12 protein-coding genes and 1 tRNA gene are annotated in these 15,666 nt (G+C 48.5%); all 13 read left to right on the plus strand.

The window, feature by feature from the left end; genetic code table 11:
- Positions 1-173 precede the first annotated feature (173 nt).
- Positions 174-1,832 (plus strand): glucose-6-phosphate isomerase, encoded by a 1,659-nt coding sequence (pgi, locus tag SPL68_RS15825; protein WP_323816138.1) that lies wholly within the window; start codon positions 174-176, stop codon positions 1,830-1,832.
- Positions 1,833-2,064: 232 nt separating this feature from the next.
- A complete protein-coding gene (gene edd / locus SPL68_RS15830) occupies positions 2,065-3,888 on the plus strand; it encodes a phosphogluconate dehydratase (RefSeq protein WP_323816139.1) in 1,824 nt (607 codons plus the stop codon).
- Between the two features lie 94 nt (positions 3,889-3,982).
- A complete protein-coding gene (gene zwf / locus SPL68_RS15835) occupies positions 3,983-5,470 on the plus strand; it encodes a glucose-6-phosphate dehydrogenase (protein WP_323816140.1) in 1,488 nt (495 codons plus the stop codon).
- On the plus strand, positions 5,464-6,174 hold the full coding sequence (gene pgl, locus SPL68_RS15840; protein WP_323816141.1) for a 6-phosphogluconolactonase: 711 nt from the start codon (positions 5,464-5,466) through the stop codon (positions 6,172-6,174). Before zwf ends, pgl begins: the two co-directional genes overlap by 7 nt.
- Positions 6,175-6,253: 79 nt before the next feature.
- The gene (gene eda, locus SPL68_RS15845) at positions 6,254-6,889 is read left to right on the plus strand and encodes a bifunctional 4-hydroxy-2-oxoglutarate aldolase/2-dehydro-3-deoxy-phosphogluconate aldolase (RefSeq protein WP_323816142.1); all 636 of its coding nucleotides are present in this window, start codon (positions 6,254-6,256) and stop codon (positions 6,887-6,889) included.
- Positions 6,890-7,000: 111 nt separating this feature from the next.
- Positions 7,001-8,008 carry a type I glyceraldehyde-3-phosphate dehydrogenase gene (gene gap / locus SPL68_RS15850; protein ID WP_323816143.1) on the plus strand — a complete coding sequence of 336 codons (1,008 nt, stop codon included), beginning with the start codon at positions 7,001-7,003 and terminating at the stop codon, positions 8,006-8,008.
- 16 nt (positions 8,009-8,024) lie between these two features.
- A complete protein-coding gene (pyk, locus tag SPL68_RS15855; RefSeq protein WP_323816144.1) occupies positions 8,025-9,470 on the plus strand; it encodes a pyruvate kinase in 1,446 nt (481 codons plus the stop codon).
- Positions 9,471-9,552: 82 nt separating this feature from the next.
- The gene (locus SPL68_RS15860) at positions 9,553-10,365 is read left to right on the plus strand and encodes a M23 family metallopeptidase (RefSeq protein WP_323816145.1); all 813 of its coding nucleotides are present in this window, start codon (positions 9,553-9,555) and stop codon (positions 10,363-10,365) included.
- 192 nt (positions 10,366-10,557) lie between these two features.
- Positions 10,558-10,752, plus strand: a complete 195-nt coding sequence (locus SPL68_RS15865; RefSeq protein ID WP_323816146.1) for a Trm112 family protein — start codon at positions 10,558-10,560, stop codon at positions 10,750-10,752.
- A gap of 77 nt (positions 10,753-10,829) precedes the next feature.
- The gene (gene alaS, locus SPL68_RS15870; RefSeq protein ID WP_323816147.1) at positions 10,830-13,454 is read left to right on the plus strand and encodes an alanine--tRNA ligase; all 2,625 of its coding nucleotides are present in this window, start codon (positions 10,830-10,832) and stop codon (positions 13,452-13,454) included.
- A gap of 158 nt (positions 13,455-13,612) precedes the next feature.
- On the plus strand, positions 13,613-14,860 hold the full coding sequence (locus SPL68_RS15875) for an aspartate kinase (protein WP_323816148.1): 1,248 nt from the start codon (positions 13,613-13,615) through the stop codon (positions 14,858-14,860).
- A 219-nt stretch (positions 14,861-15,079) separates the two neighbouring features.
- On the plus strand, positions 15,080-15,271 hold the full coding sequence (gene csrA, locus SPL68_RS15880; RefSeq protein WP_062060719.1) for a carbon storage regulator CsrA: 192 nt from the start codon (positions 15,080-15,082) through the stop codon (positions 15,269-15,271).
- Positions 15,272-15,519: 248 nt separating this feature from the next.
- A tRNA-Ser gene (locus tag SPL68_RS15885) sits at positions 15,520-15,610 on the plus strand.
- The last annotated feature ends 56 nt before the right edge of the window (positions 15,611-15,666 follow it).

Here is a 15,666-nt window from a genome sequence, read left to right on the forward strand (position 1 = left end):
ACTTGGTTTGCGCCTAAAGGCTTAATTCTAGGATGGTAAGCATATAACTTTGAAACTGGTAGGAAGTTTATCCTTTCATACCTGTCGGAGTCGGGTCGGACTCAAGCTAACAGAATAGAAACCAATCACTTGTTTAGGCGCATCGCCTACGCATTTTTGTTTGTGGAGTAGAAATGACTAACCCTGATGTTCGTCCTACCGATTTACCTTCTTGGAAAACCCTCACCGCCCATGCGGCACAAATGAAGTCACAACATCTTAAAGACTTGTTTGCTTCTGATGATAAACGTTTCGATAAGTTCTCTCTGCAATTATCTTCTCTCCTGTTCGATTACTCTAAAAACCTGATTACCGATGAAACCAAAGCTGCGTTGCTCGCACTGGCGAAAGAGTCAGGTGTTGAAAGCTGGCGTGGCAAAATGTTTGCGGCTGAGCATATTAATGCCACTGAGGATCGCGCCGTAATGCACGTTGCCTTGCGCGATAAATCCGGCAAGCCGATTGTGATTGACGCTGCTGATGCGCGCCCGGCGATTAATGCTGAATTGGAGCGTATGCGCAAGCTTAGCGAAAAACTGCGTTCAGGCGAGTGGGTTGGTTATACCGGTAAAACCATTACAGACATCGTTAGTATCGGTATCGGTGGCTCAAATCTTGGACCTTTGATGGTGTGTGAAGCGCTGAAAGATTACAGCGACAAGCGTTTTACCATGCATTTTGTTTCCAACATTGACGGCGTTCAGATTGCTGATGTGTTGGCAGGTTTGAATCCTGAAACTACCTTATTTGTTATCTCCTCCAAAACCTTTACTACTCAAGAGACCATGACCAATGCGCGCACCGCCGAGCAATGGTTTATGGCAGCAGCGGGTGATAAAACGGCTATCGCCAAACACTTTGTGGCGGTATCAACCAATCGCAAGCTGGTAACTGCGTTTGGTATCGCGGAAGAGAATATCTTTGATATGTGGGACTGGGTCGGCGGCCGCTTCTCTTTGTGGTCAGCGATTGGTCTGCCGATTGTATTGTCCTTGGGGTATGAGTTATTTGATGAGTTGCTGCAAGGCGCTTATGAGATGGATCAGCACTTCCAAACTGCACCTTTGGCAGAAAATGCCCCAGTGATGCTGGCATTGGTGGGTATCTGGAATCGCAATTTCCTCGGCTATCCAGCGCACGCGCTTTTGCCATACGATCAATGTTTGCATCGTTTCCCTGCTTATATGCAGCAGGCGGAAATGGAGAGTAATGGTAAGTCAGTGAACTGGGCAGGCGAACAAATCAGTTATGGCAGTGTGCCGCTGGTTTGGGGTGAGGTTGGTATCAATGGTCAGCATGCGTTCTATCAAATGCTGCATCAAGGCACCGATATCATTCCCGCTGACTTTATCGGTTCAGTGGCTCCAACCGTTGCGGTAGAAGGTCATCACGATGCATTAATGGCCAACTTTTTTGCGCAAACCCAAGCATTAATGCTGGGGATTGATGCAGATCAAGTGCGCCGCGAGCTGACTGCTAAGGGTATGAGTCCTGCGCGTATTGAAGAGATCGTTGAGCACAAGGTTCATCGCGGTAATCGTCCTACCAATACCTTCCTGTTGAATAAGGTCGATGCTCGCTCGCTGGGTGCGCTAATCGCGCTTTATGAGCACAAAATCTTTGTTCAAGGTATTATCTGGCGTATCCACTCATTTGATCAGTGGGGCGTTGAGTTAGGTAAAGTGTTGGCGGCAGGTATCCAGCCAGAGCTGGATCTGGCGAAAGAGACTAATCCAAAACACGATGCCTCGACTCGCAATTTGATCAACTTCTATAAGCGCTCCAAGGCGTAATACAACGATGCATTAAAAAATGCACTAGCTATGCCGATTGCTTCATTTCAGTCGGTATGGCTCCGTAAGCTGAAAGACGCACAACAGATTTACAGCACGCAACAGATTTACAGCACGCAACAGATTTACAAATAGACAAGCAAATTAAAGTGCCGGGCAAAGTATCCGGCGCGATTGTGCGCAAACCCGGTTGGTTTGCGGTAGATGCACCCCAAGAGCAATGGTATTCCCCATGACTGTACTGCCCACAGATCCACGACTTGTAGAAATTACCGAGCGGATTATTAACCGCAGCCGCGATACTCGCGCCGCTTATCTTGCGCGTGTTAATAAATTCCGCAGTAAAGGTCCTGCACGCCATCATTTAGGTTGTGCCAACCTTGCACACGGTTTTGCAGCCTGTAACAGCTCAGATAAAGAAGCCTTGGCTGAAGGGCAGGCGCCTAATTTGGGTGTTGTCAGTGCCTATAACGAAATGCTGTCAGCGCATGTGCCCTATGGTGAGTACTTGGAGCCAATCAAAGCGGCTGCTAAAGAAATGGGGATGACAGCGCAAATGGCGGGCGGTGTTCCTGCAATGTGTGACGGCGTAACCCAAGGCTTTCCGGGTATGGAGATGTCTTTGTTCAGTCGCGATGTGATCGCGATGAGCACTGCAATCGCTTTATCCCACGACATGTTTGATGGCGCTATTTGCCTTGGCGTGTGTGACAAAATCGTTCCTGGCTTGATGATGGGTGCGCTGGCGTTTGGTCAGTTGCCAATTATTTTTATCCCTGCGGGTCCAATGACTCCTGGTCTGCCTAACGCTGAAAAAGCCAAAGCGCGTCAGTTGTTCGCAGAAGGTAAAGTAGGGCGCAAAGAGCTGCTCGCTGCGGAAAGTGCCTCGTATCACAGTGCGGGCACCTGTACTTTCTACGGTACTGCCAATACCAATCAAATGTTGATGGAAATCATGGGTGTGCACTTGCCCGGCAGTACCTTTATCAACCCATATACTCCATTGCGCGATGCGCTTACTCGTGCGTCTGTACATCAGTTGGCGCGCATCACTCGCGACGAGCCAGTGACGCTATCCGACATAGTGACTGAAAAGTCGATTGTTAACGGTATTGTTGGTTTGATGGCGACTGGTGGTTCAACTAACCACGCAATGCATATTGTGGCTATCGCCCGCGCTGCTGGAGTACAAATTAATTGGCAGGATTTGTCTGATATTTCAGATATAATTCCACTTATGTGTCGTATCTATCCGAATGGATTGGCCGACGTAAACCGCTTCCAAGCTGTTGGCGGTATGGGGTTCCTGATGCGCGAACTGCGCAATGCCGGATTGCTGCACGACGATGTGAAAACCGTTATGGGCGGAACCGGTCTGGCAGCCTATACCCAAGAGCCATTTTTGGATGATGGTGAAGTGGTCTGGCGCGACTCTCCGGTTGAGAGTCTGGATGACGCCGTATTGCGTCCAGTTGCCAAGCCTTTCGCACCTGAAGGCGGCATGAAGTTGCTGAAGGGCAATATTGGTCGTTCAGTAATCAAGATTTCAGCAGTAAAAGCAGAGCACCGCAAAGTGGTTGCACCCGCAGTGGTGTTCCATAGCCAGGAGGAATTGCAATCCGCTTTTAAGCGCGGTGAGCTGGAAAAAGATTTTATTGCAGTGGTTCGCTTTCAGGGGCCAAAAGCCTGTGGAATGCCAGAGCTGCACAAACTGACACCGCCATTAGGGGTGTTGCAGGATCGCGGCTTTAAAGTGGCGCTTTTGACCGATGGCCGTATGTCTGGCGCCTCTGGTAAAATTCCGGCAGCGATTCATATGTCGCCTGAAGCTTTGGATAATGGTCCCATCGCGCTGATTCGCGATGGCGACATGATTGAATTGGATGCAGAAGCTGGCACGTTGAAAATGCTGGTTAGCGAAGAAGAGCTAAGTGCTCGCCAACCTGCCCAATGCGATTTATCAGCAGTTCATTATGGTATGGGGCGTGAATTGTTTGCGCCTTTACGTGCCACTGTGGGCTTGGCTGAAGAAGGAGCTACTGTATTTAACTGGTAAACCCCGTTAAATCCCGGACCCCGAACCTGTGTTCGGGGTCTTCGTTTTTAAAAGTAAATCCACTTTTCAAGATTCACATACAGGATTAGCCCTCATGCTCGAAGCATTTGATTTTGTCATCTTTGGTGGCGCAGGCGATTTGGCCTTGCGCAAGTTGATTCCAGGTCTTTACCGCGCTCACCGCGAGGGTGCTCTGGCTGCTGGCTCGCGTATTATTCCCACTTGCCGCAATACCCAAATGGTTGCGGAATATAAAAATAAGGTGCGCGACGCTGCGGAAAAACACCTTAATGCTGATGAATTTGATGCTACAGCTTGGGATGCCTTTGCTAAATGCCTGTTCCCGGTATTTGTTGATATAGGCACTAAAGATGAGCACTGGGATGCACTTGCGCAATTGCTTAATAGCGGTGGTAACAGCCAGCGCGTGTTCTATCTTTCCACTCCGCCATCTGTATTTAGCGTGTGCTGTAAGCACCTGCATGAAACCGGGCTGATTACTGAGAAATCGCGTGTTGTTGTCGAGAAACCTCTCGGTTACGACGCGAAAACCGCTGAAGAAATTAACAGCCAAATTGCGGAATACTTCAGTGAAGATGCAATCTTCCGCATCGATCATTATTTAGGTAAAGAAACCGTACAAAACCTGTTGGCACTGCGTTTTGCGAACGGCATGTTTGAGCATCTATGGGATGCCAAATCGATCGATCACGTACAAATCACTATTTCAGAAACCGTTGGTCTTGAAGGGCGCGCCAGTTTCTATGATGGTGCTGGTGCACTGCGCGATATGGTGCAAAACCACATTCTGCAATTGTTGTGTTTGGTGGCGATGGAGTCACCAAACAAGATGACCGCAGAGCGTATTCGTGCAGAAAAACTTAAGGTTCTGGAGAATCTGCGCCCATTGAATGGCAATACCGTGAAATACAATACCGTGCGTGGCCAATACGTTGCTGGTGATATGGACGGCAAGCATGTTCCGGGCTATCTGGAAGAGTTGGGGCAGGCGAGTAACACCGAAACTTTCGTAGCTATTCGCGCTTACATCGACAACTCTCGCTGGGCGAACGTGCCGTTCTACCTGCGTACCGGTAAGCGCATGAAGCAGCGTTTTGCTGAAATCGTTATTCAATATAAAGATGTAGCACACCGTGTGTATCCTGAGTCTGCCGGTATGTCTACACCAAACCGCTTGATCATCCGTCTGCAACCGGAAGAAAGCATCAAAATCATCATGGTGTCCAAAGACTTGGAAAAGCACGAAACGCATTTGCGCCCGGTTGTGCTGAACCTGAACTTTGCTGATACCTACAAGGATTTCTACTCAGATGCCTACAAGCGCTTGATGTTGGACGCCGCCGCTGGTGATGCAAGTTTGTTTATTCATCGCGCTGAAGTGGATGCTGCTTGGGCGTGGATTGATCCTATTATCGAAGCTTGGCAGCGCCCAGAGAACAAGCCGCACGGATATATGGCGGGTAGCTGGGGTCCACAAGCGTCGGCACAAATGCTGGCGAGCGACCGTCGCCGCTGGTTCTCAATCGATGAAGTGCTGTCGGGAGCGGATCAGGAATGGTAAGTGAGCGTTTATTTGAAAGCCGCGCGGAGATGATCGCCACGCTGCAAGCAGAGTGTGAGTCTGCGTTGCGTGAAGCAATCGAAGATCGCGGCGAGGCAAGTTTTATGGTGTCTGGCGGCAGTACACCAGAGCCTTTATACAAAGCCTTGAGCAATGCTGATCTGGATTGGGAATCAGTTTACGTCGCGCTGGTAGATGAGCGTTGGGTAGATTTTGACCACGATAAAAGCAACGAAGCTTTTACGGTAAAACATCTCATCCAAAATAAAGCAGCTGTTGCCAATTTGGTCGGTATGAAAAACTCCGCCGAAACTGCTGCTGATGGTTTGGTTGATTGCGAAAGCGCTTATCAGCAACTGGCGCAACCTTTTGATGTCACTATTTTGGGGATGGGTTCTGATGGTCATACCGCTTCATTGTTCCCTCATGCTCAAGGGTTGGATGAGGCTTTAGATGTAGATGCTGAGCCTTTGTGTGCGGCAATTATCGCCAAGCAAAGTGAAGTAACCGGTGCGATCACTGAGCGTATGACTTTAACTTTGGCGGGTTTGATGCGCTCCAAGAGTTTGGTGCTGCTGATCACTGGCGATGAAAAGCTTGCCGTATTGCGTGCTGCGCAAGCAGGTACTGATGTTAAAGAAATGCCGATTCGCGCAGTGTTGCAACAACAAAAAGTGCCGGTTGTTGTCTACTGGGCGCCTTGATTTTTACCGAATGACTAACTGATTTGCGTCAATGTCGGCGCAGATTATCTATCAGTTTTTGAATGACGAGGGATATACAGTGGCTTTAACTATCGATCAAATTGTCAAAGTGGCGCCAGTTGTGCCGGTTATGGTGGTGGAGCGCATCGAAGATGCAGTGCCTTTGGCCAGAGCGCTTTATAACGGCGGCTTGAAAGTATTGGAAATCACCCTGCGCACCCCTTGTGCATTGGATGCAATCAGTGCGATGGTTGAAGACCTGCCTGATGACGCTGTAATCGGTGCCGGCACCATCATCACTCCTGCGGATCTGGAAAAAGCAGTAAAAGCAGGTTCAACCTTTTTGGTAAGCCCGGGTACTACTCCTGCGTTGATTGAAGCGGCAAAAGCGTCACCAGTTCCGCTGTTGGCCGGTGTTGCAACACCAACTGAAGCAATGAATCTGTATGTTCAAGGTTTTACGCATCAGAAATTCTTCCCGGCTGAAGCGGCGGGTGGTGTTCCTATGTTGAAATCTATTGCTGGCCCATTGCCGCAAATTACTTTCTGCCCAACTGGCGGGATTGATTTGGCAAAAGCGCCAAGCTATTTGGCTCTGCCAAACGTTCACTGTGTTGGCGGTACCTGGATGGCACCAAAAGAATTGATGAAAGCGGGCCGCTGGGACGAAATTGAACGTCTCGCGCGCGAAGCAGCCAGCCTGCCGCGTTCATAAATACCTGTAAGGGCGCATCTATTGCGCCCTTATGTTTTTACATTGACCAGAGTGGGTGATACCTCCGCTCTACAGCAAAAGAATCAGCGAAAGTTTACTTAGGAGAATGCAATGACTATTAGAGTGGCAATTAACGGTTACGGTCGTATCGGTCGCAATGTTCTGCGTGCGTTGTATGAATCAGGCAAGCGCAGCCAAATTCAAATCGTTGGTATCAACGATCTCGGTGATGCGCACCTTAACGCTCACTTGACCAAGTACGATTCAGTTCACGGTGGTTTTAACGGTACTGTGAAGTTTGAGGGCGATACTATGTTCGTCAATGATGATGCTATCCGCATCACTGCTGAGCGCGACCCATCAAAATTGCCTTGGGCTGAGTTGAATGTTGATGTGGTTTATGAATGTACCGGTATCTTCACCAGTAAAGAAAAAGCAGGTGCTCACCTGACTGCTGGCGCTAAAAAAGTCATTATCTCTGCTCCAGGTACTGACGTGGATGCAACCGTTGTATTCGGTGTTAACCACAACGTATTGAAAGCTACCGATACCATCATTTCTAACGCATCTTGCACTACCAACTGCTTGGCGCCAGTCGCTAAAGTGTTGAACGATAGCTTCGGCATCGTGCAAGGTTCTATGACCACCATCCACTCTTACACCAACGACCAAGTGTTGTCTGACGTATTCCACAAAGACATCTACCGCGCGCGTTCTGCTACCCAGTCTATGATCCCAACCACCACTGGTGCTGCTAAAGCAGTAGGTTTGGTATTGCCAGAATTGAAAGGCAAGATGGACGGTATTTCTGTTCGTGTTCCAACCATCAACGTTTCTTTGGTTGATCTGAACGTGTTGGTAGAAAAAGACGTGAGTGTTGAAGCGATCAACGCGGCGATGAAAAAAGCAGCTGAAACTGAGATGCCAGGTGTATTGGCGTATGTTGATGAGCCTTTAGTGTCTATCGACTTCAACCACAACCCACACTCTTCTAACTACGATTCCCTGCAAACCAAAGTCTATGGCAAGTGGGTGAAAATTCTGGCGTGGTACGACAACGAGTGGGGCTTCTCAAACCGTATGTTGGATAACACCATTGCATTGATGTCAGCTAAATAAAATAAGAGACTCCATCATGTTAAGACGTACAAAAATCGTCAGCACTTTGGGTCCAGCCTCTGAGTCACCGGAAGTGCTTGAGCGTTTGATTTTGGCTGGCGTTAACGTAGTTCGCCTGAACTTCTCTCACGGCTCGCCGGAAGACCACAAGCGTCGTGCAGAAACTGTTCGCGCTTTGGCTGCGAAACACAATCGCTTTGTTGCGGTTTTGGGCGACCTGCAGGGGCCAAAAATCCGTGTTGCCCGTTTTGCCGAAGGCAAAATCCACCTCAAAGTGGGTGACAAGTTCATCCTTGATGCATCTTTGGGGCGTGATGAAGGCAACCAGCAACAAGTAGGTATCGACTACAAAGAGCTGCCGAATGACTGTAAACCAGGCGATGTGCTGCTGTTGGATGATGGTCGTGTAGTGCTGACCGTCGATAACATCGAAGGCACTCGTATTTACACCACCACTAAAGTGGCTGGTCCTTTGTCCAACAACAAGGGAATCAACCGTCAAGGTGGTGGTCTGACTGCACCTGCACTGACCGAGAAAGATATTGCCGACATCAAAACTGCAGCAGAAATTGATGTGGACTATCTGGCAGTATCTTTCCCTCGTTCAGCTGAAGACATGAACTACGCACGTAAGCTGATGCTTGAAGCTGGTGGTCGCGCTGGTTTGGTATCCAAAGTAGAGCGCGCAGAAGCCGTTGCTGATGATGAGACTCTCGATGGCATTATCGCTGCCAGTGATGCCGTAATGGTTGCTCGTGGTGACTTGGGTGTTGAGATTGGTGATGCAGCCTTGATTGGCGTACAAAAGCGCATCATTGCTCGCTCACGTGCGTTGAATAAAGTGGTGATCACTGCGACCCAAATGATGGAGTCGATGATTAACAGCCCGCTGCCAACTCGTGCAGAAGTGTTCGACGTAGCGAATGCCGTGTTGGATGGTACGGACGCGGTAATGTTGTCAGCAGAGACTGCTGCAGGTAGCTTCCCGGTAGAAACTGTTGAAGCTATGGTGCGCATCATTCTTGGTGCTGAAAAGCATCCAACTGCGAGTTTTGACACTTACCGTATGGATCAGGCGTTTAGCTCAATTGATGAGTCTATCGCACTGGCTTCGATGTTTACCGCGAACCATTTGGATGGTGTGAAAGCGATTATTTGCTTCACTGAATCAGGTAGCACTCCGCGTTTGATGTCGCGTGTGGGTTCGCAGTTGCCGATTTTTGCGTTCTCTCGTCATGTGAGCACTCAGCGCAAAGTGGCGATGTATCGCGGTGTACAACCAGTTGCCTTCAACACCAGCAGCGCACCAAGTGCCGATGACTTCTTACAGGCAATTGGCATGCTGAAAGCGCAAGGTGATTTGGCGAACGGCGATTTGGTTATCATCTCTAGCGGTGATACCACTTTGTTGGGCGGAACCAATACTATGAAAGTGTTGCGTGTTGATGATTCGATGAAATAATCGTTTCTCTGCGGAAAAAACGGCAGCTAGTCTGCCGTTTTTTTTGTCTCAAAATTACCGCGCGTAATTGGAGTAAATGACGATGATTAAAAAACTGACCGGATTAATTGCATTGCTACTGGCGAGTGCCACTGCAAACGCCCTCGATTTGCGAGGTGAGTGGCAGCAGGGTGGGCTGGTCATTGGCAAGGTACCTGCGGGCACGCAGGTTGAATATCGCGGTAAGCATTTGCAAATTTCACCTGCGGGTGAGTTTGTTCTGGGCTTGGGGCGAGATGCTGCAAAACAGGTGAGCTTGGTCACTATTGATGGCAGCGGGCAGCGTCAAGAGCACGAATTTACCGTCAAGCAGCGCACTTACAATATTCAAAAGGTGACGGGCGTACCACAGCGGACGGTCGAGCCAGACCCCGCACAAGTTGAGCGTGCCCAGCGCGAAGCAAAAATGGCTGCCGATGCACGTAAAGGTGATCTGCCTCTGACGTTTTTTGCGCAAAAATTTGAATGGCCGCTGATCGGGCCTGTGACTGGCGTTTACGGCAGTCAGCGTTTTTATAATGGGGTGCCTAACTCACCGCATTATGGGGTTGATATCGCCAAACCTGTAGGGACTTTGGTAAAAGCGCCTGCGGGTGGCGTAGTAACTTTGGTTCACCCGGATATGTTTTTCTCAGGCGGCACCTTAATTATCGATCATGGCCACGGCCTCTCATCTACCTTTATTCACTTGAGCGAAGTCTTAGTAAAGGAAGGTGATGACATTACTCAAGGTCAAATAATTGCCAAAGTGGGTAAAACGGGCCGCGCTACCGGACCACATCTGGATTGGCGTATGAATTGGTTTGAGGAACGCATCGATCCACAGTTATTGGTCGAGCCAATGCCCAAGGAGTGAGTGGTGGCGAGCTGAGGGAAGCGATAATCCAGATAGGCCCAAGATTTATCGCTTTCCTTCAATTTAAAACGCTTATTGCCGCTATAGCCCTGTAGCTCTAGAGACAGGGCTGTAAAAGGCAGTGTAAGATACCGCCCCCGGTTGGCCTAAGCCTATCTAAGTCCATGAAAGATAACCAAGACATTTAGATAAATGATAGATAAAAAGTTACTCAGTATTTTAGTGTGCCCCGTCAGTAAAGGGGAGCTTGAATATAACCCTGACCAACAAGAGTTGGTGTGCTGGGTAAGTGGTTTGGCCTATCCCATCCGCGACGGGATTCCCGTCATGCTGGAACATGAAGCGCGCAGATTAAGCGCTGAAGAAATTGAAGAGCATCAAGCCTGAGTTGGCTGACTCTCACAGTACAGATTTGATCTGATCAATCCTGATTGCATAAAAATTGATTATTTAGTGGACGCATTATGAAGAGCGCTGAAATTCGCGACGCCTTTTTGAAGTACTTTGAAAGCAAAGGTCACACGATTGTTGCCAGTAGTTCACTGGTTCCGGAAAACGACCCTACCTTGCTGTTTACCAACGCAGGTATGAATCAATTCAAAGATGTTTTCCTTGGCGGTGACAAGCGCTCTTATAACCGCGCCGTGAGTTCCCAGCGCTGTGTACGTGCTGGTGGTAAACACAACGATTTGGAAAACGTGGGTTATACCGCGCGTCACCATACCTTTTTTGAAATGCTCGGTAACTTCAGCTTTGGCGATTATTTCAAACGCGATGCAATTACCTATGCGTGGGAATTTCTCACCTCAAGATTGAGCATCCCCTCTGAAAAACTTTGGGTGACGGTTTACGCCACCGATGATGAAGCCTACGATATCTGGAATAAAGAAGTAGGTGTTCCAGCTGAGCGCATTATCCGTATTGGCGATAACAAAGGCGCACCTTACGCATCTGACAACTTCTGGGCGATGGGTGACACTGGCCCCTGCGGTCCATGCACCGAAATTTTCTACGATCACGGCGCTGATATCTGGGGTGGACCTCCAGGGTCTCCTGAAGAGGATGGCGACCGCTATATAGAAATTTGGAACAACGTATTCATGCAGTTTAATCGCACTGCTGATGGCGTTTTGCATCCCCTGCCTGCGCCTTCTGTCGATACGGGCATGGGGCTTGAGCGTATCTCTGCTGTGATGCAGCACGTTCATTCCAACTATGAAATTGATCTGTTTCAGCATTTGTTGGCTGCCGCAGCTGAAGCAACTGGCACCAGCGACATGGAAAACAAATCGCTGCGCGTTATTGCTGACCATATCCGCTCTTGTTCTTTCCTGATCAGTGATGGCGTTGTTCCATCGAATGAAGGTCGTGGATATGTGCTGCGTCGCATTATTCGTCGCGCCATTCGTCACGGTAACCAACTCGGTCAAAAACAACCATTTTTCCATAAATTGGTAAAAGCTTTGGCTGAAGTGATGGGTGAAGCCTATCCGGAACTGCACAAAAATCAGGCTCAAATCGAGCGTGTGTTGCTGCAAGAAGAAGAGCAATTTGAGAAGACTCTCGATAAAGGTATTGCAGTGCTTGAGGATGCCTTAAGCAAGATTTCAGGCTCTGAAGTTCCCGGTAAAGTCGTATTTACGCTTTACGATACCTATGGTTTTCCAGTTGATTTAACTGCCGATATCGCTCGTGAACGCGGTTTAACCATTGATCAGGCAGGTTACGATGCTGCTATGGCAGAACAGCGCGCTCGCGCTCGTGCCGCCGGTAGTTTTAAGGTCGACTACAACGCAGCAGGCATTGATTTGCCGGCCAGTGAATTTCTTGGCTACAGCTCTTTAGCAGAGCAGGGCAAAGTGCTGGCGCTGGTTAAAGATGGCAAGAAAGTAGAGCGCTTGGTTGAAGGTGAAGATGGTGTGGTTGTGCTTGATCGAACCCCTTTCTATGCAGAATCAGGTGGCCAAGCCGGTGACTGCGGCTATCTTGAGCTGGGTGGTAATCGTCTTGAGGTTCGCGACTGTCAGAAGCAGGGCGCATCTCACTTACATGTTGTGCGTGTATTGCAAGGCGCCGTTTCGATTGGTGATAGCTTTGCTGCAAAAGTTGATGCCAATGTGCGTCAAGCGACAGCTTTAAATCATTCAGCCACTCATTTGTTGCATGCCGCGTTGCGCAAAATTTTGGGTGAACACGTCACCCAGAAAGGCTCTTTGGTTGATTCCGAGCGCTTGCGCTTTGACTTTTCCCATTTTGAGGCAGTAACTGCTGATCAATTAAAAGCTATTGAGACTCTGGTTAACGACCAGATTCGCGCTAACTCGCAGGTTGCAACTGAGTTGTGCGATATGGATGCAGCTAAGGCCAAAGGCGCTATGGCGTTGTTTGGCGAAAAGTACGGTGATACCGTCCGTGTATTAACTATGGGTGATGGTTTCTCGGTTGAGCTCTGTGGTGGTACTCACGTCAATCGCACAGGTGATATAGGCCTGTTCCGCATAGCTTCTGAATCAGGTGTGGCGGCAGGCGTGCGCCGTATAGAGGCTATCACTGGCGCTGCGGCTCTGGCGTTGTTTGATCGTGTCGAATCATTGGTGGATACCGCTGGCCGCAGTCTTAAGGCTAGTCGCGATACTTTGATCGAAAAACTCGATGCTTTAGTTGCACAAAATCGTAAGTTGGAAAAAGATCTCGCAGCGCTTAAAACCAAATTAGCTACCGCTGGCAGTGGTGATGTGCTCTCGCAAGCGGTTGAAATTGCAGGAATTAAGGTCTTGGTCTTGAATCTTGAAGGTGCAGACGCCAAGTCTCTACGTGAGACTGCTGATCAATTCAAAAACAAACTCGGCACAGCGGTGGTGTTATTGGCTGCAATCGATGGCGATAAGGTCGCTCTTATTGCTGGAGTAACCCAAGATGCTACTAGCAAAGTAAAAGCGGGTGATTTGATGGCTTATGTCGCTGGGCAATTAGGTGGCAAAGGCGGCGGTCGCCCGGATATGGCGCAGGGCGGCGGTACTAATGTTGCCGATCTTGATGCTGCACTTGCTTCGGTCGTTCCTTGGGTAAAAAGCCAGCTGGGTCAATAAGTTACCGGCTTGATTGGAATTGTTAAAAAGATGATAGAAGTATGATTTATCCACTTCGGATCATCCACTTGGGTTAACTTTTGTCGCGATCTGGTGTTTAATTGGCGCCTTTTTTGTGATCTGGTTAGTAATCATCAATTGATAAAGGATAGGCTGTAATGAGCTTATTGGTTCAGAAATACGGTGGCACCTCAGTTGGTTCCATCGAACGTATTGAGCAAGTTGCCGACAAGGTAGCAGGGTTTCATGCACAAGGGCATGAAATGGTTGTAGTTCTGTCTGCAATGAGTGGTGAGACCAATCGTTTGATCGGTCTGGCGCAGCAGATTCAGGAAACTCCAGATCTGCGCGAGATGGATGTGTTGGTATCTACAGGTGAGCAGGTAACTATTGCGCTTCTGTGCATGGCACTGAAAAAACGTGGTGTAGATGCCCGTTCCTATACCGGTGGTCAAGTGCGTATTCTCACCGATAATGCTCACACTAAAGCGCGCATTCAATCTATTGATGACGCCAATATGCGTGCAGACCTTAAGGCTGGTCGCGTGGTTGTTGTTGCTGGCTTTCAGGGTGTAGATGAAAACGGCAATATCACTACACTTGGTCGCGGTGGTTCAGATACTACCGGTGTTGCACTTGCGGCAGCGCTTAATGCTGATGAATGTCAGATTTATACTGATGTTGACGGCGTATATACCACTGATCCACGTGTGTGCGAGCGTGCGCGTCGCTTGGAAAAAATTACCTTTGAAGAAATGCTGGAAATGGCCAGCCAGGGTTCCAAAGTCTTGCAGATTCGCTCAGTAGAATTTGCTGGTAAATATAAGGTGCCTCTGCGTGTTTTACACAGCTTCAAAGAAGGCCCAGGAACTCTTATTACCCTCGATGAGGAAGACTCGACTATGGAACAACCTATTGTTTCCGGTATTGCATTTAACCGTGATGAAGCCAAAGTAACTGTTGCTGGTGTCCCTGACACTCCAGGTGTGGCGGCAAAGATTCTTGCTCCTATTGGCGCTGCCAATATTGAAGTTGATGTGATTGTTCAAAACGTATCGGCTGACGGCACTACTGATTTGACTTTTACTGTGCACAAAAATGACATGAGCAAAGCTGTTGCTGTGTTGGAAGCGGTTGCCAAAGAGATTGGTGCGCGTGAAGTGCGTAGCGATGATAAGGTAGCTAAAGTATCTATCGTGGGTGTCGGTATGCGCTCTCATGCGGGTGTCGCATCTCGTATGTTTACTGCTTTGGCAGAGGATCGCATTAACATTCAAATGATCACTACCTCTGAGATCAAGATTTCAGTGATTATTGATGAGCGTTACTTGGAGTTGGCTGTGCGCAGTTTGCATACCGCTTTTGGTTTGGATGCCGAACCGTCAGAAGGCCGTGTGAGGGGCTAAGCCTTTTATCTAAGGCGGTGTAGTTAAGGTGTTGGTGGCATTGCTGTTTAGGTAAAAATAAGCAGAAAAATGTTGGGGGTTTCTTCCCTTTCGCATAAAGTAGGCAATACTTACTTCCAGACATTCAATTGTCGGGACGCGAAGGGGGGTATTCAGGGGTTGATGGTGGCAAGGGTTGTCTAAGTCGTACTCTTACAGGATGAGTGAAGGAGATTAAAGATGTTAATTTTAACTCGCCGCATTGGCGAAACCTTGATGGTAGGTGACGAAGTTACCGTTACCGTATTGGGCGTTAAAGGCAATCAGGTTCGTATTGGTGTTAACGCGCCTAAAGATATTGCGGTGCATCGCGAAGAGATTTATCAACGCATTCAGCGTGAAAAGCAAAATCAGGAAGAGCAGGATAGTTAAGTTTCTACTTAATTATTTTTCTTACTTCTCTGTTTTCCAACTACGCGGCGATATGAGTAATCATTCGCCGCGTAGGCGTTTTTAATAGATCGCTTTTTAAAAAAATACAATAATTGAATGTTAATTATACTGTGTCGAAAATTTCGCAAATTTGTTTTGTAAATTTATCTTCAAGACTTTGATTTTTAGAGAATTATGGTATTATGCCGCACCTGCTGAGACGGAGCCTGCTTCGAATCAGCAGACGTGGAGAAGTGGCCGAGTGGCCGAAGGCACTCCCCTGCTAAGGGAGCATACCTCAAAAGGGTATCGGGGGTTCGACTCCCCCCTTCTCCGCCATTGAATTTAAACAAAAAAGCCCAATCGAAAGATTGGGCTTTTTTGTTTTTTAATTT

Origin of the sequence: Cellvibrio chitinivorans (assembly GCF_035117775.1) — a bacterium.
Lineage (GTDB): Bacteria > Pseudomonadota > Gammaproteobacteria > Pseudomonadales > Cellvibrionaceae > Cellvibrio > Cellvibrio chitinivorans.

Coding starts and splice junctions, on each gene's coding strand:
- pgi (WP_323816138.1), top strand. CDS start 174: ATGACTAACCCTGATGTTCGTCCTACCGATTTACCTTCTTGGAAAACC.
- edd (WP_323816139.1), top strand. CDS start 2,065: ATGACTGTACTGCCCACAGATCCACGACTTGTAGAAATTACCGAGCGG.
- zwf (WP_323816140.1), top strand. CDS start 3,983: ATGCTCGAAGCATTTGATTTTGTCATCTTTGGTGGCGCAGGCGATTTG.
- pgl (WP_323816141.1), top strand. CDS start 5,464: ATGGTAAGTGAGCGTTTATTTGAAAGCCGCGCGGAGATGATCGCCACG.
- gap (WP_323816143.1), top strand. CDS start 7,001: ATGACTATTAGAGTGGCAATTAACGGTTACGGTCGTATCGGTCGCAAT.
- pyk (WP_323816144.1), top strand. CDS start 8,025: ATGTTAAGACGTACAAAAATCGTCAGCACTTTGGGTCCAGCCTCTGAG.
- SPL68_RS15860 (WP_323816145.1), top strand. CDS start 9,553: ATGATTAAAAAACTGACCGGATTAATTGCATTGCTACTGGCGAGTGCC.
- SPL68_RS15865 (WP_323816146.1), top strand. CDS start 10,558: ATGATAGATAAAAAGTTACTCAGTATTTTAGTGTGCCCCGTCAGTAAA.
- alaS (WP_323816147.1), top strand. CDS start 10,830: ATGAAGAGCGCTGAAATTCGCGACGCCTTTTTGAAGTACTTTGAAAGC.
- SPL68_RS15875 (WP_323816148.1), top strand. CDS start 13,613: ATGAGCTTATTGGTTCAGAAATACGGTGGCACCTCAGTTGGTTCCATC.
- csrA (WP_062060719.1), top strand. CDS start 15,080: ATGTTAATTTTAACTCGCCGCATTGGCGAAACCTTGATGGTAGGTGAC.